Origin of the sequence: Pseudomonas sp. P1.31 (assembly GCF_001269815.1) — a bacterium.
GTDB lineage: Bacteria > Pseudomonadota > Gammaproteobacteria > Pseudomonadales > Pseudomonadaceae > Aquipseudomonas > Aquipseudomonas rustica.
In genome coordinates this window covers 1-23,214 of record NZ_LHVN01000010.1, presented here as the reverse complement: position 1 = coordinate 23,214, position 23,214 = coordinate 1, and the positions used below count along the sequence as shown (strand labels likewise).

At 60.2% G+C, this 23,214-nt stretch carries 23 protein-coding genes; 12 read left to right on the top strand and 11 right to left on the bottom strand.

Annotated features, from left to right (window positions below; genetic code table 11):
* Nucleotides 1-47 precede the first annotated feature (47 nt).
* From scpB to AD669_RS07285, 4 genes are read right to left on the bottom strand one after another with little or no spacing between them, the layout of a single operon-like run.
* Nucleotides 48-1,034, bottom strand: a complete 987-nt coding sequence (scpB, locus tag AD669_RS07300) for an SMC-Scp complex subunit ScpB (protein WP_053118271.1) — start codon at nucleotides 1,032-1,034, stop codon at nucleotides 48-50.
* Between the two features lie 11 nt (nucleotides 1,035-1,045).
* On the bottom strand, nucleotides 1,046-1,867 hold the full coding sequence (locus AD669_RS07295; RefSeq protein WP_008088827.1) for a ScpA family protein: 822 nt from the start codon (nucleotides 1,865-1,867) through the stop codon (nucleotides 1,046-1,048).
* Complete coding sequence (locus AD669_RS07290) at nucleotides 1,868-2,497, bottom strand: L-threonylcarbamoyladenylate synthase (protein WP_038363745.1); 630 nt, start codon at nucleotides 2,495-2,497, stop codon at nucleotides 1,868-1,870.
* 13 nt (nucleotides 2,498-2,510) lie between these two features.
* A complete protein-coding gene (locus AD669_RS07285) occupies nucleotides 2,511-3,374 on the bottom strand; it encodes a PHP domain-containing protein (protein ID WP_053118270.1) in 864 nt (287 codons plus the stop codon).
* An 87-nt stretch (nucleotides 3,375-3,461) separates the two neighbouring features.
* On the opposite strand from AD669_RS07285, the gene AD669_RS07280 reads away from it, so the two are divergent.
* The 6 genes from AD669_RS07280 (at nucleotide 3,462) to AD669_RS07255 (ending at nucleotide 8,109) form a co-directional block, all read left to right on the top strand.
* Nucleotides 3,462-4,061, top strand: coding sequence for a septation protein A (locus AD669_RS07280; RefSeq protein WP_053118264.1), 600 nt, complete (start codon nucleotides 3,462-3,464; stop codon nucleotides 4,059-4,061).
* Nucleotide 4,062: 1 nt separating this feature from the next.
* Entirely contained in the window at nucleotides 4,063-4,362 is a 300-nt protein-coding gene (locus AD669_RS07275) for a YciI family protein (RefSeq protein ID WP_007919677.1), read from the top strand.
* A 363-nt stretch (nucleotides 4,363-4,725) separates the two neighbouring features.
* Entirely contained in the window at nucleotides 4,726-5,136 is a 411-nt protein-coding gene (locus AD669_RS07270; RefSeq protein ID WP_053118263.1) for a translation initiation factor 2, read from the top strand.
* A 7-nt stretch (nucleotides 5,137-5,143) separates the two neighbouring features.
* Nucleotides 5,144-5,821, top strand: a complete 678-nt coding sequence (locus tag AD669_RS07265; RefSeq protein ID WP_053118261.1) for a response regulator transcription factor — start codon at nucleotides 5,144-5,146, stop codon at nucleotides 5,819-5,821.
* Nucleotides 5,822-6,122: 301 nt separating this feature from the next.
* Complete coding sequence (locus AD669_RS07260) at nucleotides 6,123-6,572, top strand: Spy/CpxP family protein refolding chaperone (protein WP_053118259.1); 450 nt, start codon at nucleotides 6,123-6,125, stop codon at nucleotides 6,570-6,572.
* A 196-nt stretch (nucleotides 6,573-6,768) separates the two neighbouring features.
* Nucleotides 6,769-8,109, top strand: a complete 1,341-nt coding sequence (locus AD669_RS07255; protein ID WP_053118258.1) for a cell wall metabolism sensor histidine kinase WalK — start codon at nucleotides 6,769-6,771, stop codon at nucleotides 8,107-8,109.
* A gap of 224 nt (nucleotides 8,110-8,333) precedes the next feature.
* Here the strand turns inward: AD669_RS07255 and AD669_RS07250 are convergent, their stop codons facing one another.
* Entirely contained in the window at nucleotides 8,334-8,900 is a 567-nt protein-coding gene (locus tag AD669_RS07250) for a nitroreductase family protein (protein ID WP_053118257.1), read from the bottom strand.
* A 121-nt stretch (nucleotides 8,901-9,021) separates the two neighbouring features.
* On the opposite strand from AD669_RS07250, the gene AD669_RS07245 reads away from it, so the two are divergent.
* Nucleotides 9,022-10,476: a TrkH family potassium uptake protein gene (locus AD669_RS07245; RefSeq protein ID WP_053118256.1), complete on the top strand. Its 1,455-nt coding sequence runs from the start codon at nucleotides 9,022-9,024 to the stop codon at nucleotides 10,474-10,476.
* Here the strand turns inward: AD669_RS07245 and AD669_RS07240 are convergent.
* On the bottom strand, nucleotides 10,433-11,494 hold the full coding sequence (locus AD669_RS07240; protein WP_218187425.1) for an AraC family transcriptional regulator: 1,062 nt from the start codon (nucleotides 11,492-11,494) through the stop codon (nucleotides 10,433-10,435). The genes AD669_RS07245 and AD669_RS07240 overlap by 44 nt on opposite strands.
* A 164-nt stretch (nucleotides 11,495-11,658) precedes the next feature.
* On the opposite strand from AD669_RS07240, the gene AD669_RS07235 reads away from it, so the two are divergent.
* Complete coding sequence (locus AD669_RS07235) at nucleotides 11,659-11,970, top strand: DUF962 domain-containing protein (protein ID WP_053118254.1); 312 nt, start codon at nucleotides 11,659-11,661, stop codon at nucleotides 11,968-11,970.
* A 25-nt stretch (nucleotides 11,971-11,995) separates the two neighbouring features.
* Nucleotides 11,996-12,586 carry an HD domain-containing protein gene (locus tag AD669_RS07230; RefSeq protein WP_053118252.1) on the top strand — a complete coding sequence of 197 codons (591 nt, stop codon included), beginning with the start codon at nucleotides 11,996-11,998 and terminating at the stop codon, nucleotides 12,584-12,586.
* A 77-nt stretch (nucleotides 12,587-12,663) separates the two neighbouring features.
* On the opposite strand, the gene AD669_RS07225 is transcribed toward AD669_RS07230, so the two are convergent.
* On the bottom strand, nucleotides 12,664-13,479 hold the full coding sequence (locus tag AD669_RS07225; RefSeq protein WP_053118250.1) for a UDP-2,3-diacylglucosamine diphosphatase: 816 nt from the start codon (nucleotides 13,477-13,479) through the stop codon (nucleotides 12,664-12,666).
* A gap of 133 nt (nucleotides 13,480-13,612) precedes the next feature.
* Between AD669_RS07225 and AD669_RS07220 the strand changes: the two genes are divergently transcribed.
* Both AD669_RS07220 and AD669_RS07215 read left to right on the top strand, forming a co-directional pair.
* Nucleotides 13,613-14,377, top strand: coding sequence for an AraC family transcriptional regulator (locus AD669_RS07220; protein ID WP_053118248.1), 765 nt, complete (start codon nucleotides 13,613-13,615; stop codon nucleotides 14,375-14,377).
* Nucleotides 14,378-14,541: 164 nt separating this feature from the next.
* On the top strand, nucleotides 14,542-15,435 hold the full coding sequence (locus AD669_RS07215; RefSeq protein WP_053118246.1) for a DMT family transporter: 894 nt from the start codon (nucleotides 14,542-14,544) through the stop codon (nucleotides 15,433-15,435).
* Here AD669_RS07215 and AD669_RS07210 read toward each other — a convergent pair.
* Nucleotides 15,429-15,716 (bottom strand): SelT/SelW/SelH family protein, encoded by a 288-nt coding sequence (locus tag AD669_RS07210; protein WP_053118242.1) that lies wholly within the window; start codon nucleotides 15,714-15,716, stop codon nucleotides 15,429-15,431. The genes AD669_RS07215 and AD669_RS07210 overlap by 7 nt on opposite strands.
* Before the next feature lie 71 nt (nucleotides 15,717-15,787).
* Here AD669_RS07210 and AD669_RS07205 point away from each other — a divergent pair, with 71 nt between their 5' ends.
* Nucleotides 15,788-17,977: a patatin-like phospholipase family protein gene (locus tag AD669_RS07205; RefSeq protein WP_053118240.1), complete on the top strand. Its 2,190-nt coding sequence runs from the start codon at nucleotides 15,788-15,790 to the stop codon at nucleotides 17,975-17,977.
* Between the two features lie 119 nt (nucleotides 17,978-18,096).
* Here AD669_RS07205 and AD669_RS07200 read toward each other — a convergent pair whose 3' ends face one another.
* The 3 genes from AD669_RS07200 to recQ all read right to left on the bottom strand — a co-directional run bounded on the left by AD669_RS07200 (nucleotide 18,097) and on the right by recQ (nucleotide 22,971).
* A complete protein-coding gene (locus tag AD669_RS07200; RefSeq protein ID WP_053118238.1) occupies nucleotides 18,097-19,776 on the bottom strand; it encodes a FimV/HubP family polar landmark protein in 1,680 nt (559 codons plus the stop codon).
* A gap of 127 nt (nucleotides 19,777-19,903) precedes the next feature.
* A complete protein-coding gene (locus AD669_RS07195) occupies nucleotides 19,904-20,338 on the bottom strand; it encodes a MarR family transcriptional regulator (protein WP_053118236.1) in 435 nt (144 codons plus the stop codon).
* 503 nt (nucleotides 20,339-20,841) lie between these two features.
* The gene (recQ, locus tag AD669_RS07190; protein ID WP_053118234.1) at nucleotides 20,842-22,971 is read right to left on the bottom strand and encodes a DNA helicase RecQ; all 2,130 of its coding nucleotides are present in this window, start codon (nucleotides 22,969-22,971) and stop codon (nucleotides 20,842-20,844) included.
* Between the last annotated feature and the right edge of the window lie 243 nt (nucleotides 22,972-23,214).

The window sequence follows — 23,214 nt, the reverse complement described above, 5'->3', positions numbered from 1 at the left end:
GCGGTCCCTGTAGGAGCTGCCGAAGGCTGCGATCTTTTCGGCGCCCCTCAGTCTTCGAACTCGCGGCGTTCGGCTTCGATGGCTTCGGCCAGTGCGCGGGCTTCGGCTTCTTCTTCGCTTAGCTCAGGCTCTGGCGCGGGTTGTTCGAGGGCGGCGACAGCGGCCAACAGCTTTTCGCGCGCTTCGGCGACGCCGAGAATGTCCTCTTCCGGTTCGGCTTCTGGCTCAGCTTCAAGTTCAACTTCAATGACGGGCTCAGGCTCAGGCTCAGGCTCAGCCTCGACTTCAGGCTCGGACGTCGGCGCCTCACCGTGCGCCGCATCCCGCAGCAAATCGTCGAAGTCGGTCTTGATCCCCTCCTCCATGCTGTCCAGCTCCAGCAGCAAGGTGTGGAAACTGGTTTCTTCCTTCTCTTCCTCCGGCTCGGCACTGGCGTCGGCCAGTTCCTGCAGACTCTGCGGCACCGGCGCGTCGTCGAAATCGAGCACCGGATCAGTTTCCATTTCGCGCAGTTCGGCCAGTGGCGGCAGGTCTTCGAGGTTCTTCAGGTTGAAGTGATCGAGAAACATCTTGGTGGTGGCGAACATCGCCGGTTTGCCCGGCACGTCGCGGTAGCCGACGACACGAATCCACTCGCGCTCCAGCAAGGTTTTGACGATGTTGCTGTTCACCGCCACACCGCGCACGTCTTCGATCTCGCCACGGGTGATTGGCTGGCGATAGGCGATCAGCGCGATGGTTTCCAGCAAGGCACGGGAATAACGCTGCGGGCGCTCCTCCCAGAGTCGGCCAACCCACGGCGAAAACTTCTCGCGAATCTGCAGGCGATAGCCCGACGAGACTTCCTTGAGCTCGAACGCACGGCCCTCGCAGGACTTGCCGAGCAGGGTCAGGGCTTTCTTGAAGACTGCAGGCTCAGGCCGTTCGCCCTCTTCGAACAGTTCAAAAAGACGCTCAAGGGATTGCGGCTTTCCCGAGGCCAACAGAAAGGCTTCAAGCAGGGGTGCCAGCTCGCGGGGTTCAGTCAGGTTCATGTTTCGACTCGTTATTCGGCTCGGGCTCGCACGTGGATCGCGGCGAACGGCTCATTCTGCACCAGCTCGACCAAGGATTCCTTGACCAGTTCAAGGATCGCCATAAAGGTCACCACCACACCTAGCCTGCCCTCTTCGGCAGTGAACAGCTCGACAAACGGCACAAAACCGCCGCCCTTGAGGCGTTCCAGCACATCGCTCATGCGTTCGCGGGTGGACAGTGCTTCACGACTGACCTGGTGGCTTTCAAACATATCGCCACGGCGTAGCACTTCGGCCATGCACATCAAAATTTCTTCCAGCGCTACATCCGGCAACAGCTTGCGCGCGCGGGCTTCCGGGGCATCGAGCTTGGGCACGACCACGTCGCGGCCGACGCGGCTGAGGTTGTCGATGCCTTCGGCGGCAGCCTTGAAACGCTCGTATTCCTGCAAACGGCGGATCAGTTCGGCGCGCGGGTCGTCTTCTTCATCTTCGACAGTTTCGGCGCGCGGCAGGAGCATGCGCGACTTGATCTCGGCGAGCATCGCCGCCATCACCAGATACTCGGCGGCGAGTTCCAGGCGCACTGACTGCATCAACTCGACGTAACCCATGTACTGCCGGGTGATTTCCGCCACCGGGATGTCGAGGATGTTGATGTTTTGTTTGCGGATCAGGTACAGCAGCAGGTCGAGCGGGCCTTCGAATGCCTCGAGAAAGACCTCGAGCGCATCCGGCGGGATGTACAGGTCGAGCGGCATTTCCATGACCGCCTGGCCATAGACCATGGCAAACGGCAGTTCCTGCTGAGCATCGGCCTGGGGATCGACAACGGTTTCCACTGCGGACATTCAGGCCTCGACCATGAATGGCGTCGGATCGCCGCAACCGACGCGCACCACTTCCGGGTCGTCGCCGGTCAGGTCGATCACGGTGGAGGCCTTGATGCCGCCGAAACCGCCATCCACGATCAAGTCCACCTGGTGTTCGAGCAACTGACGCATTTCGTACGGATCGCTGAGCGGGTCTTCATCGCCAGGCATGATCAGGGTCACGCTCATCAGCGGCTCGCCCAGTTCGGCCAGCAGCGCCAGCGCAATCGGATGGCTCGGCACGCGCAGGCCGATGGTGCGCTTCTTCGGGTGGAGCAACAGGCGCGGCACTTCGCGGGTGGCGTTGAGAATAAAAGTGTAAGGCCCCGGCAGGTGCGCCTTGAGAATGCGGAAGGTGCCGGTGTCGATCTTGGCGTAATTGCCCAGTTGCGACAGGTCGCTGCAAATCAGCGCGAAGTTGTGCTTTTCATCGAGCTGACGCAGGCGTCGCACGCGCTCGATGGCAGTCTTGTCGCCGATTTGGCAACCGATCGCGTAGGAAGAGTCCGTGGGATACACCACTACCCCGCCCTTGCGGATGATCTCGACCGCCTGTTTGATCAGGCGCGCTTGCGGGTTTTCCGGATGAATCTGGAAAAATTGACTCACATTCTCTACCTGTTCAGACGGCGGCAATATCTGTGTCATGTTTGAACCGACACCACAGGGGTGGAAGGTCCTCGGGAACCGGCCGGTACTGGCCGATCTCGGACCAGCCGCCAGGGCCATGGAAGTCACTGCCGGCGCTGACCAGCAGACCGAACTCACGGGCAAGGATTGCCAGGCTGCCCACCTGTTCCGCAGGCTGATGGCCATTGACCACCTCGATTGCATGCCCGCCTGCTTGAATATAGTCGGCAATCAGCTTTCGGCGCTTGCTGCGGGTGAAATCGTAGTGCCACGGATGCGCCAGACTGACCCAGGCATTGGCGGCGCGCAGCGTACCCACGGTGTCTTCCAGCGTCGGCCAGTGCAGCTTGACGTCGCCCAGCTTGCCGGCACCGAGCCATTTGCGGAATGCCTCGGCGCGATCCTTGACGAAACCTTCGCGGACCATCCAGTCGGCGAAATGCGGACGGGCCGGGGCGTTGCCGCTGTCGCCCAGCTCCTGCTGGATTTTCCGCGCGCCGTCGAGGGCCCCGGGCATGCCCTTGAGGGCGAGCTTGCGGCTTATTTCTTCCGACCGCAGCCAGCGGCCATCGTGCAATTTGGCGATTGCCTCGACCAACGGCGCGGCGTTGACGTCGAATCCGTAGCCCAGCACATGGATGGTCGCGCCGCCCCAGGTGCAGGACAATTCGACGCCGTTGACCAGTTGCATGCCCAATTCGTTGGCGGCCGTGCGCGCTTCGGCGAGGCCTTCGAGGGTGTCGTGGTCGGTCAACGACAGGACTCGCACGCCGTTTTCGAACGCACGCGCAACCAGAACCGCAGGCGCCAGGGCGCCATCGGAGGCCGTGCTATGGCAGTGCAAATCAACATTCACGGGGAGTTGTAACCTCAAATCAGCTGGCGCTATCGCGCGCCCATATGTTTGTTATTATGCCGCCACATCCAGCTTCTGGCTCTCACTGTGAAACAATTCATCGATTTCATCCCGCTTCTGCTGTTTTTCATCGTTTACAAACTTGATCCACGGGTGGTCGATGTCGCGGGCCATGAAGTCACTGTAGGCGGTATTTACAGCGCCACCGCGATGCTGATCATCAGCTCCCTGGTGGTGTACGGCGCGCTTTTCATCAAACAGCGCAAGCTGGAAAAGAGCCAATGGCTGACCCTGATCGCGTGTCTGGTGTTCGGCAGCCTGACACTGGCCTTCCACAGCGAAACCTTCCTCAAGTGGAAAGCCCCGGTGGTCAACTGGCTGTTTGCCGTCGCGTTCATCGGCAGCCACTTCATCGGCGACCGCCTGCTGATCAAACGGATCATGGGCCACGCGCTGACCCTGCCGGATCCGGTCTGGACGCGCCTGAACATCGCCTGGATCGCCTTTTTCCTGTTCTGCGGGGCCGCCAACCTGTTCGTCGCCTTCACCTTCCAGAGCTACTGGGTGGACTTCAAGGTGTTCGGCAGCCTGGGCATGACCCTGGTGTTCCTGGTCGCACAGGGCATTTACCTGTCGCGCCACCTGCACGATGCCGATACCCCAACAACACCAAAAACCGAGGACTGACATGCTCTACGCAATCATTGCCACCGACGTCGCCAACTCGCTGGAAGCCCGCCTGGCCGCGCGCCCTGCGCATCTGGAACGCCTGCAAGCGCTCAAGGGCGAAGGCCGCATCGTATTGGCCGGCCCACACCCGGCGGTCGACAGCAATGATCCGGGCGCCGCGGGTTTCACCGGCAGCCTGATCGTCGCCGAGTTCGACTCCCTAAGCGCTGCGCAGGCATGGGCTGATGCTGATCCGTATATTGCGGCGGGTGTGTATGCCAATGTGGTCGTGAAGCCATTCAAACAAGTCCTGCCTTAACGCTGAAGACAGGGCCTTACAGGATTACTGAGACAAAGGGGATTCCTGTGGTGAGGGGATTTATCCCCGATGGGTGGCGAAGCCGCCCCAAAAGCCATTCGATGTGGTGTGCCTGACACACCGCATACTCCTTTTTCAGGACTGCTTCGCAGCCCATCGGGGATAAATCCCCTCGCCACAAAGTCACCTGCACCATCAACTCCCTTGCACCACAAAGCCACCCGCACCAAAAAACCACCTATACCCAATGCAAGTCCGCTCCGGCGCAATGAACCTTCCTGATTCTTGCAGCTCTCAATCGCTCATTATTCTCGTTCGTCTGCCGACAACCTGCCCACTATCCATTGGGAAGCAGGTGTTGCGATGCGCAAGGGTTCGTTGTGTCTGATGTTGATCACGCTGTCGATCATGGCGCCCGCCCATGGTGAGGAAAACGCCGAAGGCGGCAATTCCACGCCATTGTCATTAAGCGCCGGCAGCCAGATCACCGAGTTGCAGCAACGCCTCAAGGCCAGCGAGCAGCAGCGAGAAGAACTGAACAAACAACTGCAAAATGTCGACAACGAACGCGAAAGCGCTCAGCTCGCCCGGTTGCGCCAGGAGAACCAGCGCCTCAAGCTGCAACTCAAGGAAGCACAGGCCAGCCCGCTCCCGCGTTTGTTGACCGATCAACAGCAGTGGTTCGTCACGGGAGCCGGGGTAGCGCTATTGGCGCTGCTCTGCGGTATCTTTGCCAGTGGAGCAAGCCGAAAACGTCGGCAATGGCTAAATTGAGTGAGTCATGAGCGAGCTGTTACTGATTGATGATGACCAGGAGTTGTGCGAACTCCTGAGTAGCTGGTTAAGCCAGGAAGGCTTCCAGGTGCGCGCCTGCCACGATGGCCAGAGCGCCCGTAAAGCGTTGGCCGAAACCGCTCCGGCGGCGGTGGTGCTGGACGTGATGCTGCCCGACGGCAGCGGTCTGGAACTGCTCAAGCAGTTGCGCAACGATCATGCTGATCTGCCGGTGTTGATGTTGTCGGCCCGTGGCGAGCCACTGGATCGTATCCTCGGCCTGGAACTCGGCGCCGACGATTATCTGGCCAAACCGTGCGACCCGCGCGAACTGACCGCGCGCCTGCGCGCCGTATTGCGCCGCAGTCACCCGGCCGCCGTTTCGACGCAACTGGAGCTGGGCGACCTGAGTTTCAGCCCGGTGCGCGGTGTGGTCAGCATCGACGAGAAAGAACTGACCCTCACTGTTTCCGAAAGTCGTTTGCTCGAAGCCCTGCTCAAGCAGCCCGGCGAACCACTGGACAAGCAGGAACTGGCGCAGATCGCCCTCGGCCGCAAACTGACCCTGTACGACCGCAGCCTCGACATGCACGTCAGCAACCTGCGCAAAAAGATCGGCCCCCACCCCGACGGCCGCCCACGCATCGTCGCCCTGCGCAGCCGGGGTTACTACTACAGCCTCTGAATTACACCCGTCCCGCACGGGGATGACGATAAATCGCCCCCTGTAGGAGCTGCCGAAGGCTGCGATCTTTTGATCTTGTTTTTCTGATCGTTCCCACGCTCTGCGTGGGAATGCAGCCGGAGACGCTCTGCGTCCCACAGTCAAAAGATCGCAGCGTGCCGCAGCTCCTACAGGGGTATGTGTAAGGCTGATGACGAAACGTCTTTACCCAAGCTTTACGTAGCGCTGACCGCCGCTGACCTTGATCTCCGTAATCTGAACTCATCCGGAACGTACCGGGAACGAGACAAGGAGATTCACCATGCGCAAGACTCTTATCGCTCTGATGTTCGCTGCCGCTCTGCCAACCGTTGCCATGGCCATGCCGCAAGATGGCGGCCCGATGGGTGGCCCGCTCGACGGCCCACGCCACGGCGGTCAGATGCACGGCATGCACGGCAAGGGCCCGTACAGCCAACTCGACCTGTCCCGCGAACAACGCGAGCAGATCCGCAAGATCATGGGCGAGCAGATGCACGAGCGTAAGCAAGTGGTCGACAAGTACCTGGAAAAACTCTCGCCAGCGGATCAGAAAGCCCTGAAAGACGAGATGGCCGCCAACCACAAGAAAGGCGAGGCCGATGTTCGTGCGGTGCTGAAGCCGGATCAACAGAAGAAATTCGACGAGATCCAGAAAAAACAGGCTGAACGCCGCGCCGAATGGGCCGAGTTCAAGGCGTGGAAAGCGCAACAGCCGCAAAAAGCGCAATAATGTTCTGACCATGGCCCAACGGCTAACCCCGTTGGGCCTTTTTGCACTTGCCCCTGTAGGAGCTGCGGCACGCTGCGATCTTTTGACTGTGGGACGCAGAGCGTCCCCGACTGCATTCCCACGCAGAGCATGGGAACGATCAGATCGCAGCGTGCCGCAGCTCCTACAGTGGTTTATGTTTGATTGAGGATTTTCTGTGCGTTCATTGTTCTGGCGTATTCTCGCGAGCTTCTGGCTGGCCATCGCATTGGTGGCCGGGTTGTCGATTCTGCTCGGGCATATGCTCAATCAGGACGCGTGGATCCTCAGCCGCCATCCGGGCCTCAACACCTTGGCCGGCGACTGGACGCAAACCTACGAAGCCCAGGGCGAGGAAGCCGCTCAGGACATCCTCGAACAACGCAAACGTCAATATCACATCGACGTCCAGGTGCTGAACGAATCCGGCGATCCGGTCGTACGCGGCACCTTCCCGCGCCGCGCCGCCGCGTTCGAAGCCCGGCAGAACAACGATGACCGCCGCCTGCCATGGCGCCGCCTCACTGACGAATTCACCAGTGAGAAAACCGGCGACACCTACCTGTTCATCTACCGCATCCCACACCCGGAACTCGACGCCTGGCACCGCGAAAGCCTGCTTTGGCCGCTGAGTGCGTTGGGCATCGCGCTGGTCGTACTGACCCTGTTCAGCTTACTGGTAACTTTCTCCATCACCCGCCCGCTCAGTCGATTACGCGGCGCGGTGCATGATCTGGGGCAGACCACCTATCAGCAAAACAGCCTGGCCAAACTGGCCAACCGCCGCGACGAATTCGGCGTGCTCGCCACCGACTTCAACCGCATGGGTGCGCGTCTGCAAAGCCTGATCGGCAGTCAACGCCAGTTGCTGCGCGACGTTTCCCACGAATTACGTTCACCACTGGCGCGGCTGCGCATTGCCTTGGCGCTGGCCGAACGGGCCAACCCTGAAGAGCGCGAAAAACTCTGGCCACGCCTGACCCGCGAGTGCGATCGCCTCGAAGCCTTGATCAGCGAGATTCTGGTGTTGGCGCGGGTCGATGCGGATAACGCCAGTGCGGAAGACGTGGATTTGAATTCACTGCTCGGCACTTTGCAGAAAGACGCGAAACTCGGTTCGCCCGAGCAGACAGTAAGTCTGGACGTTGAACCGAATCTGCAACTTAAAGGTTGGCCGACGATGATTGAGCGGGCCGTCGATAATCTTCTGCGTAATGCTCAGCGCTTCAACCCCGAGGGTCAGGCGATTGAAATGCAGGCCTCGCGTCAGGGCGAAAAAATTGTCGTCAGCGTGCGCGACCATGGGCCGGGGGTGCAGGCCGAACATTTGAGTCAGTTGGGTGAACCGTTCTATCGCGCGCCGGGACAGACGGCGGCGGGACATGGTTTGGGCCTGGCGATTGCGCGGCGGGCGGCGGAGCGGCATGGCGGGAGTCTGACGTTGGCCAATCATCCGCAGGGCGGGTTTATTGCCAGTCTGGAATTGCCGCTGGTGCCGGGCGCGGTGGTGCAACTTTAAGAGCCTAAAAGCTACCCTCACCCCAGCCCTCTCCCGGAGGGAGAGGGGGCCGACCGCGGTGTCTTGTGTCATGCATCGACCTGAAACACTGTGTTGAATATGGATTCTGAACCGTAATCAACTCCGGACTCAGCCGAGCACTTTCAGGTCGGCGCACCTCTACAGCATCCCCCAATCAGTCCCCTCTCCCTCCGGGAGAGGGCTAGGGTGAGGGGCTCTTCGCTTTACGCCTGTCCGGGCCAGGCGCTGACGAACTCGGCCAGGTCAACCTTCTCCGCCACACGCGGTTCTTTCTGCGGCGTGCCGAGGTAAAGGAATGCGATCACTTCTTCACCTTCCGCCAAGCCCAAACCCTGCGCCACGTGCCGGGAATACGCCAAATCCCCGGTACGCCAAACCGCGCCAATCCCCTGCGCATACGCCGCCAGCAAAATCCCGTGCGCCGCACACCCGGCTGCGAGCAATTGCTCAGCTTTCGGATACTTCACGTGTTCCTGCAATTTAGCGATGACCACAACCACCAACGGCGCTCGCAGCGGGCCGTTGCGGGCCTTGTCGATCATCGCTTCAGTGACTTCGCCTGCCTGCTGCTGCGCCGCTTCGGCCAATAACTCGCCCATTTGCTCGCGCGCCGCGCCTTCGACGGTCAGGAAGCGATACGGCTGCAAATGCCCGTGATCCGGCGCACGCAAGGCTGCGCCAAACAAGGCTTCGCGCTGTTCGGCAGTAGGGGCCGGTTCGACCAGTCGTGGAACGGAAACACGGTTGAGCAACGCGTCGAGAGCCTGCATCGGCCACCTCCTGAAAAATATGTGCGGCTATTCTAGCTGTAACTGCCAACAGGATGCCGGTTTACATGCCCTGCCCCGCAGGTAGAATGGCGCCCTCCCCACCACAGCCCGAGCGGACTTCATGGCGTTGCCGACCTTACGGATCATTGGTTTCATCATCGGCATCTTCCTGATCACGCTGGCTGTCGCCATGGTCGTGCCCATGGCCACCCTGGTGATTTTCGAGCGCACCAGCGATCTGCCGTCGTTCCTCTGGGCGAGCATGATCACCTTCGTCGCCGGCCTCGCGCTGGTGATTCCGGGCCGGCCCGAACACATTCACTTGCGCCCGCGTGACATGTATTTGCTCACCGTCAGCAGCTGGCTGGTGGTGTGCATTTTCGCCGCGCTGCCGTTTCTGCTGACCCAGCACATCAGTTACACCGACTCGTTCTTCGAGAGCATGTCCGGGATCACCGCCACCGGTTCGACCGTGCTCAATCATCTCGACGACATGTCCCCCGGCATCCTGATGTGGCGCTCGTTGCTGCACTGGATCGGCGGCATCGGCTTTATCGGTATGGCGGTGGCAATTCTGCCGCTGTTGCGCATCGGTGGCATGCGCCTGTTCCAGACCGAATCGTCCGACCGTTCGGAAAAGGTCATGCCGCGCTCGCACATGGTGGCGCGCCTGATCGTGGCGGCGTACGTCGGCATCACCATTGTCGGCAGCCTCGCGTTCTGGTGGGCCGGGATGAGCCCGTTCGATGCGATCAATCACGCGATGTCGGCGATTTCCACCGGCGGTTTCTCGACCTCCGACCAGTCGCTGGCCAAGTGGACGCAACCGGCGGTGCACTGGGTTGCGGTGGTGATCATGATTCTCGGCAGCCTGCCGTTCACCCTGTACGTGGCGACCATGCGCGGCAACCGCAAGGCGTTGATCCGCGATCAGCAGGTACAGGGTTTGCTGGGGATGTTGCTGGTGACCTGGCTGGTGCTCGGCACCTGGTATTGGTGGACGACCAACCTGCATTGGCTGGATGCGCTGCGACACGTGGCGTTGAACGTGACCTCGGTGGTCACCACCACCGGTTTCGCCCTCGGCGATTACAGCCTGTGGGGCAACTTCTCGCTGATGCTGTTTTTCTATCTGGGCTTTGTCGGCGGCTGCTCCGGCTCGACCGCGGGCGGGATCAAGATTTTCCGTTTCCAGGTCGCCTACATCCTGCTCAAGGCCAACCTTAATCAGTTGATTCATCCACGCGCGGTGATCAAGCAGAAGTACAACGGTCACCGTCTCGACGAAGAGATCGTGCGTTCGATTCTGACCTTTTCGTTCTTTTTCGCCATCACCATCTGCGTGATCGCCCTGCTGCTGTCGCTGCTTGGCGTCGACTGGATGACCGCGCTGACCGGCGCTGCCAGCACCGTGTCCGGCGTTGGCCCGGGCCTGGGCGAAACCATTGGCCCGGCGGGCAACTTCGCCACCCTGCCGGATGCGGCGAAGTGGATTCTGTCGTTCGGCATGCTGCTCGGCCGACTCGAGATCATTACTGTGTTTGTGCTGTGTATTCCGGCATTTTGGCGTCATTGACCGCGTTCGGCGCCTGCAACAGCCGCGCCCGGTAATCGCCGGGCGTGGTGTCGAACCAGCGGCGGAAGGCGCGGAAGAAGTTGCTCGGGTCGGCGAAGCCCAACAGATAAGCGATTTCCAGCAAGGTCATGCTCGGTTGCGCCAGATACTGCTCGGCCAGTTCGCGGCGGGTGTCATCGAGCAACTGCTGAAAACTCGTGCCCTCCTCCTGCAAGCGCCGCTGCAACGTGCGCTGAGATAAATGCAGAGTTTGCGCCACGGTGTCGCGCTTCGGCTCGCCTTGCGGGAGTAAACGGCACAGCACCTGCCGTGCCTTGTGCGTGACCCGGCTCTCGGAAAACCGCGCCAGATATTCCCCGGCAAAACGATCGTGCAGCAGCGCCATCGCCTCGTTGGCGGTGGGCAGCGGCGCTTCCATGTCGGCGCGTTCGAAGATCAGCGCATCGTATGGCGCGTTGAACACCAACGGCGCATGGAAAGCTTGTTTATACGGTTCGAGATCGGCGGGTTGAGCGCCCTGCACCAGCACCTTGACCGGGTGCAGCGTACGCCCGCTCAACCAGCCGCACAGGCCCAACGCGCAGGCCAGAGAGGCTTCGGCGCTCTGTCGGGTTGGCGGCAGATGATCGCCGTGCACGGTCAGAATCAGCGCGTAGCCTTCTTCGAGCAGACGAAAACTCAGGTCGGCACTTTCGGCGATGATCCGCTGATAACGCACCAGCCGCTGAAAGCCTTCGGCGAGGGTATTGCTCGACATCAGCGCATAGCCGGCGACATGAAACGAGGCCGGTCGCACCACTTTGCCCATGTTCAGGCCGATCGCCGGATTACCGGACAGCTCGACCGCCCGTTGCCACAACCGGGTCATGGAATCTTGCGGAAAGCGCGCATCCGGATCATCCAGAGCCGTGTAATCGAGCCCCAGTTGCTTGAACAGAACCCGGCAATCCAGGCCGTCCATCTCCAATGCTTTGACAATCCCCATCGCCCAGCTTGCAGAAGTCGTTCGTTCGCTCATGGCGTTTTTCTTTTACATGATGGGCCGCATGTTACGGCCTGATTTGCGAAGGATACTAAAGTGGCGCCGATTGTCACTGGCCCACGCCAATGATCACTCTAGACTCAAATAAGCTACCCGCAGAACAACTCGTTGCCAGAACAATAACCACAGAGAACGCGGTCGTGGAAAACATCAAGCAATTCAACAGCTTCGCTGAGTTCTATCCGTATTACCTCAGTGAGCACAACAACAGCACCTGCCGGCGTCTGCATTTCATCGGCACGACGCTGGTTATTTTCATTCTGGCGATGACCATCGCCAAAGGCGCCTGGCTGCTGTTATTGGCCGTGCCATTGGCGGGGTACAGCTTTGCCTGGATCGGGCATTTCTTTTTCGAGAAGAACCGGCCAGCGACTTTCCAGCATCCGCTGTACAGCCTGCTCGGCGATTTCGTCATGTACCGCGACATGATCCTGGGTCGCGTGGCGTTCTAAACCATAAGAAACACGAGGTTTGCCGATGAATGCCAATGCCCGTTTCACCCATATGAAGGACGGTACGCAGGAAGACTGGGCGATCATCGCCTCGGACTTCAGTGCCTACGCCAAACAATTGCCCTCGCGGATCATGGCGCACCTGAAATTGCTTGAAGGCGACTTCGGCGGCTTCCCGGTGGATCGCCTGACCCACTCGCTGCAAACCGCAACCCGCGCCTTTCGTGATGGTCGCGACGAGGAATACGTGGTCTGCGCGTTGCTGCATGACATTGGTGACACTCTGGGTTCTTACAACCATCCGGACATTGCGGCGGCGATTCTCAAGCCGTTTGTCAGTGCCGATAATTTGTGGATGGTCGAGAAGCATGGGGTGTTTCAGGGTTATTACTTCTTTCATCACTTGGGCATGGATCGGCATTTGCGCGAGCAGTTCGCCGGGCATCCGCAGTATCAGGCGACGGCCGAGTTTTGCGCCAAGTACGATGCGGCGGCGTTTGATCCGGCGTATGACACGCTGCCGTTGAGCTTCTTTGAACCGATGATGGAACGCTTGTTTGCGCAGCCGAAGAACTCGATTTACAAGGCGGCGATGGAAGAACATTGCCCAGCCTAAGATCAAAAGATCGCAGCCTTCGGCAGCTCCTACACAGGTCTCATGTAGGAGCTGCCGAAGGCTGCGATCTTTTGCATTTAAGCGAGTTCGGCGACTTTGGCCGCTTTTAGCTCCGCTTCTCGCGCCTGCGCATCCGCCAGCCGATACAACTCGATCGTGCCATCCCAATGCTCGATCAGCGCCGTACACGACTCCACCCAATCGCCGCAGTTGAGGTAATCCACCTCACCGACCTTACGAATTTCGGCATGGTGAATGTGCCCGCAGACCACCCCGTGCAACCCGCGCTTCACGCACTCATGGGCGATGGCTTCTTCGAAGTCGCTGATAAAACTCACCGCCGTCTTCACCTTGTGCTTGAGGTACGCCGACAGCGACCAGTAACCGTAGCCATAACGCGCACGCCAATGGTTGAGCCAGCGATTCAGGGTCAGGGTAAATTCGTAGGCCGAATCGCCGAGGAAGGCCAGCCAGCGGTGATATCGGGTGATCACATCAAACTGATCGCCGTGAATCACCAACAGATGCCGACCGTCAGCCGTGACATGCACCGCTTCGTCGACCAACTGAATATTGCCGAGAATCAGCTTCGAGTAACGGCGCAAGAACTCATCGTGATTGCCGGTGACATAGATCACCTCGGTGCCGCGCTTGCTCATGGTCAGCAAGCGCCGGATCACGTTGGTGTGCGCTTGCGGCCAGTACATGCCGCCGCGCAGTTTCCAGCCGTCGATGATGTCGCCAACCAGATACACCTTGTCGGCGTGATAGCCCTTGAGGAACGTCGACAAGTGCTCGGCCTGGCAATCGCGCGTGCCCAAGTGCACGTCGGAGATCCACAGGGTTCGCACCCGTTGTTTGCGGCTGGGTCTGGCGAGCTCGGCGCTGGTCATGGGCAACCCTCTGCGATGTTTTCGCCACTCTGCGCGCATCCGGTTAATCGACCATGACAGGCGCGAGTCAGTCGTGTGACAGCGCACACAGCGCCCGCCGGTGTAGACTGCAGACCTGCCCGGAGACTTGTTTATGCGCCCGATTCTCACCCTGCGTCAGTACACCCGCGATCTGATCGTCCACAGCCACGAGCACGCCCAACTGGTGTTCGGGCTGTCCGGCGCGCTGGATTTCGAGGTCGAGGGCCGTGGCAGTCAGGTGCGTCAGCAGAGTTTTGTGGTGATCCCTTCGGGCGCGCACCACGCTTGCGGCAGTCCCGATGGCAGTCGTTGCCTGGTGATGGACATTCCTGACGGGCAATGGCTGGTGGATTCGTTGGGTGAACATGCCGAGGCCAGCCGCCGCTTGCTCGATCAGCCTGCGCGCCTGTCGCTGGATTCCGGGCAGAGCCAGTTGGTCAGTTGGCTGGCGAACAGCCCGGTCAGCGATCCGTTGATCGCGCAGCAAGGCTCGGTGTTGCTGCTGGCCAGCCTCAATCATGCGAAACCAGCTGAACTGACTGCCCGCCGTTTGCCTTATGCGGCGCTGGATGCGCACATCGAGCAGAACGCGGCTTATCCGCTGCAAGTTGCCGATCTGGCGCGGGTTGCCGGGCTGTCGAGTGCGCGGCTGCATGCGCGGTTTATGGCGGAATGCGGGCAGACACCAATGGATTACATGCGCAGTCGACGCCTGCATCTGGCGGTGCAAATGTTGCGCGACACGCTTTTGCCGATGGGCGAGATTGCCAGCCGCGTCGGTTACAGCTCGCAAAGCGCCTTCTCGGCCGCCGTCCTGCGCGAGTTCGGCTCATCACCCGGCCAGCTTCGCCGCGATTCCGGCGACAAAAGACGATAGTCCGCCGACAGACTTACTGATCTCCACACGCTTAAATGTAGGAGCTGCCGAAGGCTGCGATCTTTTGATGTTGTTTTTTAAAAGCAAGATCAAAAGATCGCAGCCTTCGGCAGCTCCTACAGTGAGATTGTGTCAGTGATTTTGTTTGAGATAGAAGGATTGCAATGACCCCGCGTACCGCCCTCGGCGCTCTGCACATTGGTGCTTTGATGTTTGGCCTGACCGGTGTGTTCGGCAAACTCGCTGCCGCCTCCCCCGCCGTGATCGTTTTCGGCCGCGCCGCTTTTGCCGTGCTCGCTCTGGCGTTTTTCGCCCGTTTCGCCAGTGCGCAGGGCTGGCAAAAACTCGAGGCCGTGGACTGGCGTCGACTGATCCTCAGCGGCGTGTTGCTGGCCGGGCATTGGGTGAGTTTCTTCATTTCGGTGAAAGTCGCCGGCGTGGCCATCGCCACGTTGGGCTTCGCCAGTTTCCCGGCATTCACGGTGATTCTTGAAGGGCTGATCTTCCGCGAACGCATCCGCGCCAACGAAATTGTGCTGGTGGTGCTGGTCAGCGTCGGCCTGATTCTGGTGACCCCGGCCTTCGATCTGGGCAGCGGCGCCACCGTTGGCTTGCTCTGGTCGGTGCTGTCGGGGCTGCTGTTCTCATTGCTGTCGCTGACCAACCGCGCCAGCTCCGGACGCATTCCGGCGGTACAGGCGGCGCTGTGTCAAAACGTGGTGGTGGCGCTGTGTCTGCTGCCGGTTGCGGCGCCACAACTGAGCGAAGTGCGCGCGCTGGACTGGCTGTGGATCGCCCTGCTCGGCGTGTTCTGCACCGGCGTCGCTCACAGTCTGTTCGTGGCCAGCCTGGCGGTGATCAAGGCGCGTACCGCCGCGGTGGTGTTCGCGATGGAGCCGGTCTACGGCATCACGGTCGCCTGGCTGCTGTTCAATGAAAACCCGACGCCGAAGATGTTGATCGGCGGCGCGTTGATCATTGTCGCCATCGTCGTCTCGGCGCGGATGTCAGGCAATGCCGACAAGAAAACCGTCGCCGCCGAGGCCGCGTCTCACTGAGTGCGGTCGTTGTGACCGAGGTCGCGGTCAGGATCGATCTGATCGCGCACCCGCTGTTTCAGCACCTTGGCTTCCGGAAAACCGCCGTCGGCCTTGCGTTCCCAGATCTGCACGTCAGCGCAGGTGATCTGAAACACCCCGCCGGTGCCCGGCACCAACGAGACTTTGCCGAGGTCGTCGCCGAAGGTGCTGAGCAACTCCTGCGCCAGCCACGCGGCGCGCAACAGCCATTGGCATTGCGTGCAATAAGTGATGACAACTTCTGCTTTTGCGACAGTCATGTTCGCGACAACTCCTGAGACAGAGGGCGCCGCTATAATAGCCGGCTTTACCGCTTGCCCCGAGACTCACAATGCGCCGTCTGCTGTTCTGCCTGCTGCTTGGTTTTCTGCCCCTCTTCGTCCATGCCACTGAAGCGCCGCGCCCGAAAATCGGCCTGGTGCTGTCCGGCGGCGCCGCGCGCGGGCTGGCGCACATCGGCGTGCTCAAGGCTTTGGAAGAGCAAGGCATCAAAATCGATGCGATCGCTGGCACCAGCATGGGTGCGGTGGTCGGCGGCTTGTACGCCTCGGGTTACAAGATCGACGAGCTGGAAAAACTCGCGCTGAACATCGACTGGCAAGCCGCGCTGTCCGACGCGCCACCGCGTGAAGACGTGCCGTTTCGACGTAAGCAGGATGACCGCGATTTTCTGGTGAAACAGAAACTCAGCTTTCGCGACGACGGCAGCCTCGGCCTGCCGCTGGGTGTAATTCAAGGGCAAAACCTCTCGTTGCTGCTGGAAAGCCTGTTGGCCCACACCAGTGATACCCGCGATTTCGACAAACTGCCGATCCCCTTCCGCGCCGTGGCCACCGACATCGCCAACGGTGAGAAAGTGGTATTCCGCAAAGGCCATCTGCCGCAGGTGATTCGCGCGAGCATGTCGATCCCGGCGGTGTTCGCGCCGGTCGAACTCGATGGCCGGTTGCTGGTGGACGGCGGCATGACCGACAACATTCCGCTGGATGTGGCGCGGGAAATGGGCGTCGACATCGCCATCGTGGTCGACATCGGTACGCCGCTGCGCAACCGCAAACAACTGACCACCGTGGTCGACGTGCTCAACCAGTCGATCACCCTGATGACCCGGCGCAACTCGGAAGAACAACTCGCCGCGCTGCACGCCGATGACGTTTTGATTCAACCGGCACTGGCCGCCTTCGGCGTCACCGATTTCGGCAAGGCGCAGGAAATGATCGACGCCGGTTACCGCGCGACCAAAGCCCTCGACGCCCGCCTCGCCCAGCTCAAGCCGAGTGAATCCCAGGACGCCGAACTCAACGCCGCCCGTTCGCCGGGCCAGCGCACGCCGGTCATCACCGCCATTCGCGTGGAGAACGATTCGAAAGTCGATGATGACGTGATCCGCTACTACATCCGTCAACCCATCGGCGAACCGCTGGATCTGGGCCGACTGCATTCGGACATGGGCACCTTGTACGGCCTCGATTACTTCGAGCAGGTGCAATACCGCGTGGTGCACAAAGGCCCGGATCACACCCTGGTGATCAGCGCGCGCGGCAAACGCAGCGGCACCGATTACCTGCGCGTCGGCCTCAATCTGTCGGACGACATGCGCGGCGACAGCGCCTTCAACCTCGGCGCCAGCTACCGCGTCAACGGCATCAACCGCCTCGGCGCGGAATGGCTGACGCGTGCGCAGATCGGCGACAAACAAGAGCTTTACACCGAGTTCTATCAGCCGCTGGACGTCGGTTCGCGCTACTTCGTCGCGCCGTATGCATCGTTCGAAGCGCAGAACGTCGAGTCGATTCTCGATAATGATCCGATCGCGCAATACCGCGTCGAGCGCTACGGTTTCGGCCTCAATCTCGGCCGGCAGATCGGCAACAACGGCGAAGTGCGTTTCGGTGTTGGCGAGGCGTGGGGCAAGGCCGATGTGCGCATTGGTGATCAGGATCTGCCGAGCGAAAGCTTTAACGAAGGCTTCTACTCGCTGAAGTACTCGTACGACTCGCTGGACAATGTTTACTACCCTCACGAAGGCAAGGACATCAGCCTGACGCTGACGCAATTCGAACCGAGTCTGGGCTCGGATACACGTTACCGGCAGTGGGATTTCAAGATCGACAAAGCCATGAGTCATGGCCCTGACACGTTGATTCTTGGCGGTCGTTATGGGCGCACGCTGGACGACGCCAATGTGGTGACATCAAGCTTCCTGCTCGGCGGCGCGCGGCAGTTGTCGGGGTTCCGGGAAGACGCGATTTCCGGGCAGAACGTCAGCCTGATGCGTGCCGTGTATTTCCGCCGCCTGACACCGCGTTCATACCTGCCGCTGGACTTCCCGCTGTACGCCGGTGCTTCACTGGAGCGTGGGCGGGCGTGGAACAATGACAATGAGTTCGACAGTGGTTACATCAATGCGGCGAGTGTGTTTATCGGGTTTGACACGCCGCTGGGGCCGTTGAATTTCACGTATGGGTTGAATGATGCGGATGAGCAGGCGGTTTATCTGAACCTTGGGCAGACTTTTTGATTGATATTGTTTGGTCTGGCCCCTTCGCGAGCAGGCTCGCTCCCACAGTTTGGAATGCGTTCCCCTGTGGGAGCGAGCCTGCTCGCGAAGGCGTCGGCACATTCACCCCATCAATCAGATCAGCGAATCCCCGCCAACAACGTCCGCGCCGTCTGCTTTAGCGGTTCATCGCCCTCTTTGAGCAATTCATTAAGCAACGCAATCGCACTGTCGATATCGCCGTCATCAATGCAGTTCTGCGCCTGCTCAAGCTTGCCGGCGCCCTCCTCCATTTCAGGCTCTGACAGCTGCAAATCCAGCGGCTCCAGCGTCAACGCCTGCGAATCACCAAACTCATTGAGGAAGTCATCATCCAGCGGCTGCGCATCCGGCTCGGGAATCCATTCCAGCTCCGACTCCTCCGACAATGGCTGAACCGGCGCTGGAGGGTTGTCCTGCAGATCCCAACTGGAATCCATCGACAGCTCGCCCAGATTCAATTCGAAATCATCCACCGGCGCTGCAGGTTCGGGCTGAGCGGCAGCGATCGGTGCGGCCACCAGAACCGGCGCAACACTCGTCAGCTTCGGATACCGATCGCGAACTGCCTGTAACTCGTGTTCATCCACTCCAAGCTGTCGCAAGTGGTTTTCCTGTTGCTCGTACGCGGCGTTATCGCCTTGACGCCCTAAAACTTCGAGCAGTTGCACCCCGAGGTCGATGCGTTCCGGTTCCTTGGCCAAGGCGTCGCGCAGTAAGCCGACGGCCTCGCTGAGTCTTCCGTAAGCGAGGTAAATGCCCACCGCTTCCAGCACATCGCCTGCTGCGGGTTCTTCGCGGTGTTCGGCTGAAGCGTGGTGTCTGAATGAATCGGGACTTTGCGTTTCCTCGGTGTCGGGCTCGATGCCAAGTGGCAGCGCCGGCGCGGCAACGGTTTGCGTTTGTTGGCGACGGCGCACGATCAACCCGCCAATCAGCGCGACCAACAACAGCACTAATCCGCCCAGCAGCAGCCAGTTGGGCGAATCATCTTCCGTAGCGACTGGCGCAACCACCGGAGCGGGTGCTGGCGTCACCACAGCTGGCGACGGTTTCTGCAGCTCGGCCAGACGCGTCTGCAATTCGCCCATTTGTTTTTTGCCGTCGGTGATCAGCGCCTGTTGCTCCTGCAACTTGGCGTTTTGCTCTTCGATGGTTTTTTGCAATTGTTGATTGAGCAACACGCTAGCGGCTAACTGTTCAGCGACTGCATCGTTGGCCGGTGCGGCCGGGGCTGGCGGCGGCGGAGCAGTCTCACGTTTGCCCTGAGCCGCCTGAACCGGCGCGGTCACAGGCTCGACAATCGGAAACGCAGAAGATTGCGCGCGAGGATCCGGCTCATCAGTGGCCGGTTCGATTCCCGGCGTCCCTGGCGGATCGATCAGCACCGTGTATTCGCGCAGCAAACGGCCATTGGGCTGATTGAGCTGCACGAGGAAATTCAGGAAGGGTTCGTTAACCGGTTTGCTGGACGTCACCCGGATCATCTGGCGATTGCCATGCAGAATCGGGATGAACTTGAGGTCGTTGAGGAAAAACACCCGCTCGACCCCAGCCTCAGCGAACTCATCCGCCGTGGCCAGACGCACCGACAGATCGTTTTGCGTCAGCCCGCCGACATCCACCAACGCGATATCGGCCTTGAGCGGCTGATTGAGGCTTGAATGGATCGTAATGTCACCCAGCCCCAACGCCATCGACCACGTCGAGTAACTGAATAGCCCAGCCAGCAGCAACCATTTGCCGCCACTGCGCCGTACCACGCGCCAACTTGCGAGCATGAGCATCCCTTAAATAAGCAAAACCGACTTCAATGCGTTCGCACATCCGGTACGAACACGATATTGCCCAGTAGTTCTTATAGTCGGCTCAGTGCGATCTCTCAAAAAATCGGCACAGGGTTGTGCCTCAAGATTTTTCCAGGTTGGTCAGAATGTGCGCATGAACACGCATGCACACCTTTAAATCCGCCTCGTCGACGCCTTCGAACAATTCGTGGCGCAACTGCGTGGCAATGGTTTCAATTTGTTCGATAAGGGGCAGCGCGGGCGCGCAAAGGACGATTTTTTTCGCCCGACGGTCTTCCATCACGGACTGGCGTTGCACCAGGCCCTGGCTTTCCAGACTATCGAGCAAGCGCGCGAGGGTCGGCCCTTCAACGCCGACGCTCTGCGCCAGCTCACGTTGGGTCGGCGCCTCTTCGAACCGCGCCAGATGCAGCAGCACCAGCCAGCGCGCCTGGGAAAGGCCCAGCCCGGCGAGACGACGATCCAGTTCGGCGCGCCAGCCACGGGACATCTGGGCCAGTTGCATGCCAAAGCGGTGTTGATCGGTTAACGGCATAAAACACTCACGGTTAGTCTGAAAAATAAGGAATTTCTAATTATTAGCCAGCTAAGCATGAGCCGCAGTTATAGGCAAGAGTCGCTCTGTACTGAATCGTTACATCTTGAAGCCCCTCACCCTAGCCCTCTCCCGGAGGGAGAGGGGACTGATTGGGGGATGCTCGGGATTTTCGGCGACTTGGGAGTGCTTTGATGAGTTCGAAATTGGAATGCCCTCACCCTAGCCCTCTCCCAGAGGGAGAGGGGACTGATTGGGGGATGCTCGGAATATTGGGCGACTTGAGAGGGCTTTGCTGAATTCGAAATTGGAATGCCCTCACCCTAGCCCTCTCCCGGAGGGAGAGGGGACTGAATGGGGGATATTGGGAAATTACGCCGACGTGATAGTGCGACGTTGAATCCATAATCGACTCGGTCATTCAGGTCGATGTAGGACGCAAGACACCTCGGTCGGCCCCCTCTCCCTCTGGGAGAGGGCTGGGGTGAGGGGCAACAGCCAAATTACATCTCAAATTCCGACTGCAACGCCGCCCGAACGCAATACAGCACGCCTTCCGGCACGCGCCCGGCGAACAACTCGGCAATCTCAGCGACCGACGGCAACTCACCTTCGCCATCAAGAAACGCATCCTGCACTTCACCCATCAGCTCTTCAGGCAGATCCAGCGCCTGTTCCAGCGACAACTGCTGCTTGCCAATCGCCTCAGCCAACATCGTGTAAACGTTCTTCTCCGAACATTGCAACTGACCGGCAATCTGCAACGGCGTCATCCCCGCGCGGGCCAATGTGATCAGCTCATGGCGCACATCGGCCACGACTTTCGGCGCCTCGACCTCGCCACCGAGCACTTCGAGGAAGGCATCGCCGTAACGCTCAAGTTTGCGCGCACCAACACCACTGACCCGGGCCATTTCCGCCAACGAAGTCGGTTGGCTGCGGAGCATTTCCAGCAACGTCGAATCCGGGAAAATAACGTACGGCGGCACACCATGTTCTTCGGCGAGTTTGCGCCGCAACGCACGCAGCGCTTCCCACTGTTCGCGCTCTTCGCCGCGCACCAGTTGACTGGCCGGGCTCTTGCTGCCGCTTTTCGCAGTGACTTGCGGCTTGAGGTCGCGACGCAGCTCCAGGCTCACTTCGCCCTTGAGCAGCGGTCGGCAGCTATCGTTCAATCGCAGACCGCCATAACCTTCGTGATCGACATCCGCCAGGCCCCGCGCCACTAACTGGCGGAACAGCGAGCGCCATTCGCTCTCGCTCAACGCCTTGCCAACGCCCCACACCGACAAATGCTGATGACCGAAGCTGCGGATTTTTTCGTTGTCCTTGCCCAGCAACACATCGACCAAATGACCGACGCCGTAACGCTGGCCAGTACGGAAGATGGCTGACAACGCCTGACGCGCAGGCTCGGTGGCGTCCCAGGTCTGCACGCCATCGACGCAGTTGTCGCAGTGGCCGCACGGCTCGGGCATGTCTTCGTCGAAATACGCCAGCAAGGTCTGACGACGGCAGCGGGTTTCTTCACACAGCGAGAGCATCGCGTCGAGTTTGTGCTGCTCCAGACGCTTGTGACGCTCGTCGCCTTCGGAGTTTTGCAGCATCTGCTTGAGCATCACCACGTCTTGCAGACCGTAGGCCATCCACGCGTCCGCCGGCAGACCGTCACGGCCGCCGCGACCGGTTTCCTGGTAATACGCCTCAAGGGATTTCGGCAAATCGAGGTGCGCGACAAAGCGCACGTTGGGCTTGTCGATGCCCATGCCGAACGCCACGGTGGCGACCATGATCAGGCCTTCCTCATTAAGGAAGCGCTTCTGGTTGAAGGCACGCAGATCGTTGGGCAGACCGGCGTGATACGGCAGCGCCGGGAAACCCTGCTCGCTCAAGAACGTCGCGACCTCTTCAACTTTCTTGCGCGACAGGCAATAGACGATGCCGGCGTCGCTGCGCCGCTCGGCCAGAAACGCCAGCAACTGCTTGCGCGGCTGCTCTTTCGGCACGATGCGGTAAAAAATGTTCGGACGGTCGAAGCTCGACAGGAAACGCTCGGCGTTCTGCAGGTGCAGACGCGTGACGATTTCTTCGCGGGTACGTTTGTCGGCGGTGGCGGTCAGGGCGATGCGCGGCACATCGGGAAACAGTTCCGCCAGTTGACCGAGTTGCAGGTATTCCGGACGGAAGTCGTGGCCCCATTGCGACACGCAGTGCGCTTCGTCGATGGCGAACAGGGCGATGTCCAGGCTCTGCAGGAACGACAGCATGCGCGGCTGCACCAGACGCTCGGGCGCCAGATACAACATTTTCACTTCACCGCGTTTGATCCGCGCGGCGAGATCGCGTTGTTGCTCGGCGCTCAGTGTCGAGTTCAACGCTGCCGCCGCGACGCCCAGCTCTTCAAGAGTGGCGACCTGGTCGTCCATCAACGCGATCAGCGGCGAGACCACCACTGCCAGGCCTTCGCGCAACAGCGCCGGCACCTGGAAGCACAGGGATTTGCCGCCACCGGTAGGCATCAGAACCAGTGCGTCACCGCCGCTGGCCACGCGCTCAATGATTGCACCCTGACGGCCACGAAAACTGTCGTAACCGAAGATGTCTTTGAGGACGCGTTGAGCCTGTTCGAGCATAGAAACTCCAAAAATCACAAAAACATCCCTGCAAGGCTGGTTCATGACGGGCAAAGCTGCACCGCAGAATCGTAAGAACGCATTGCATGACGGCCGCAATGCGGGCAGGGATCGCAAAACGCGGCAGTATACCCGAGGCCTTCCCTGCACAGGGCGACACCCGTCGATACAATCTGCGATGGGCCCCTGTCCCCTGTAGGAGCTGCCGAAGGCTGCGATCTTTTGATGTGGTTTTTAAAAGAT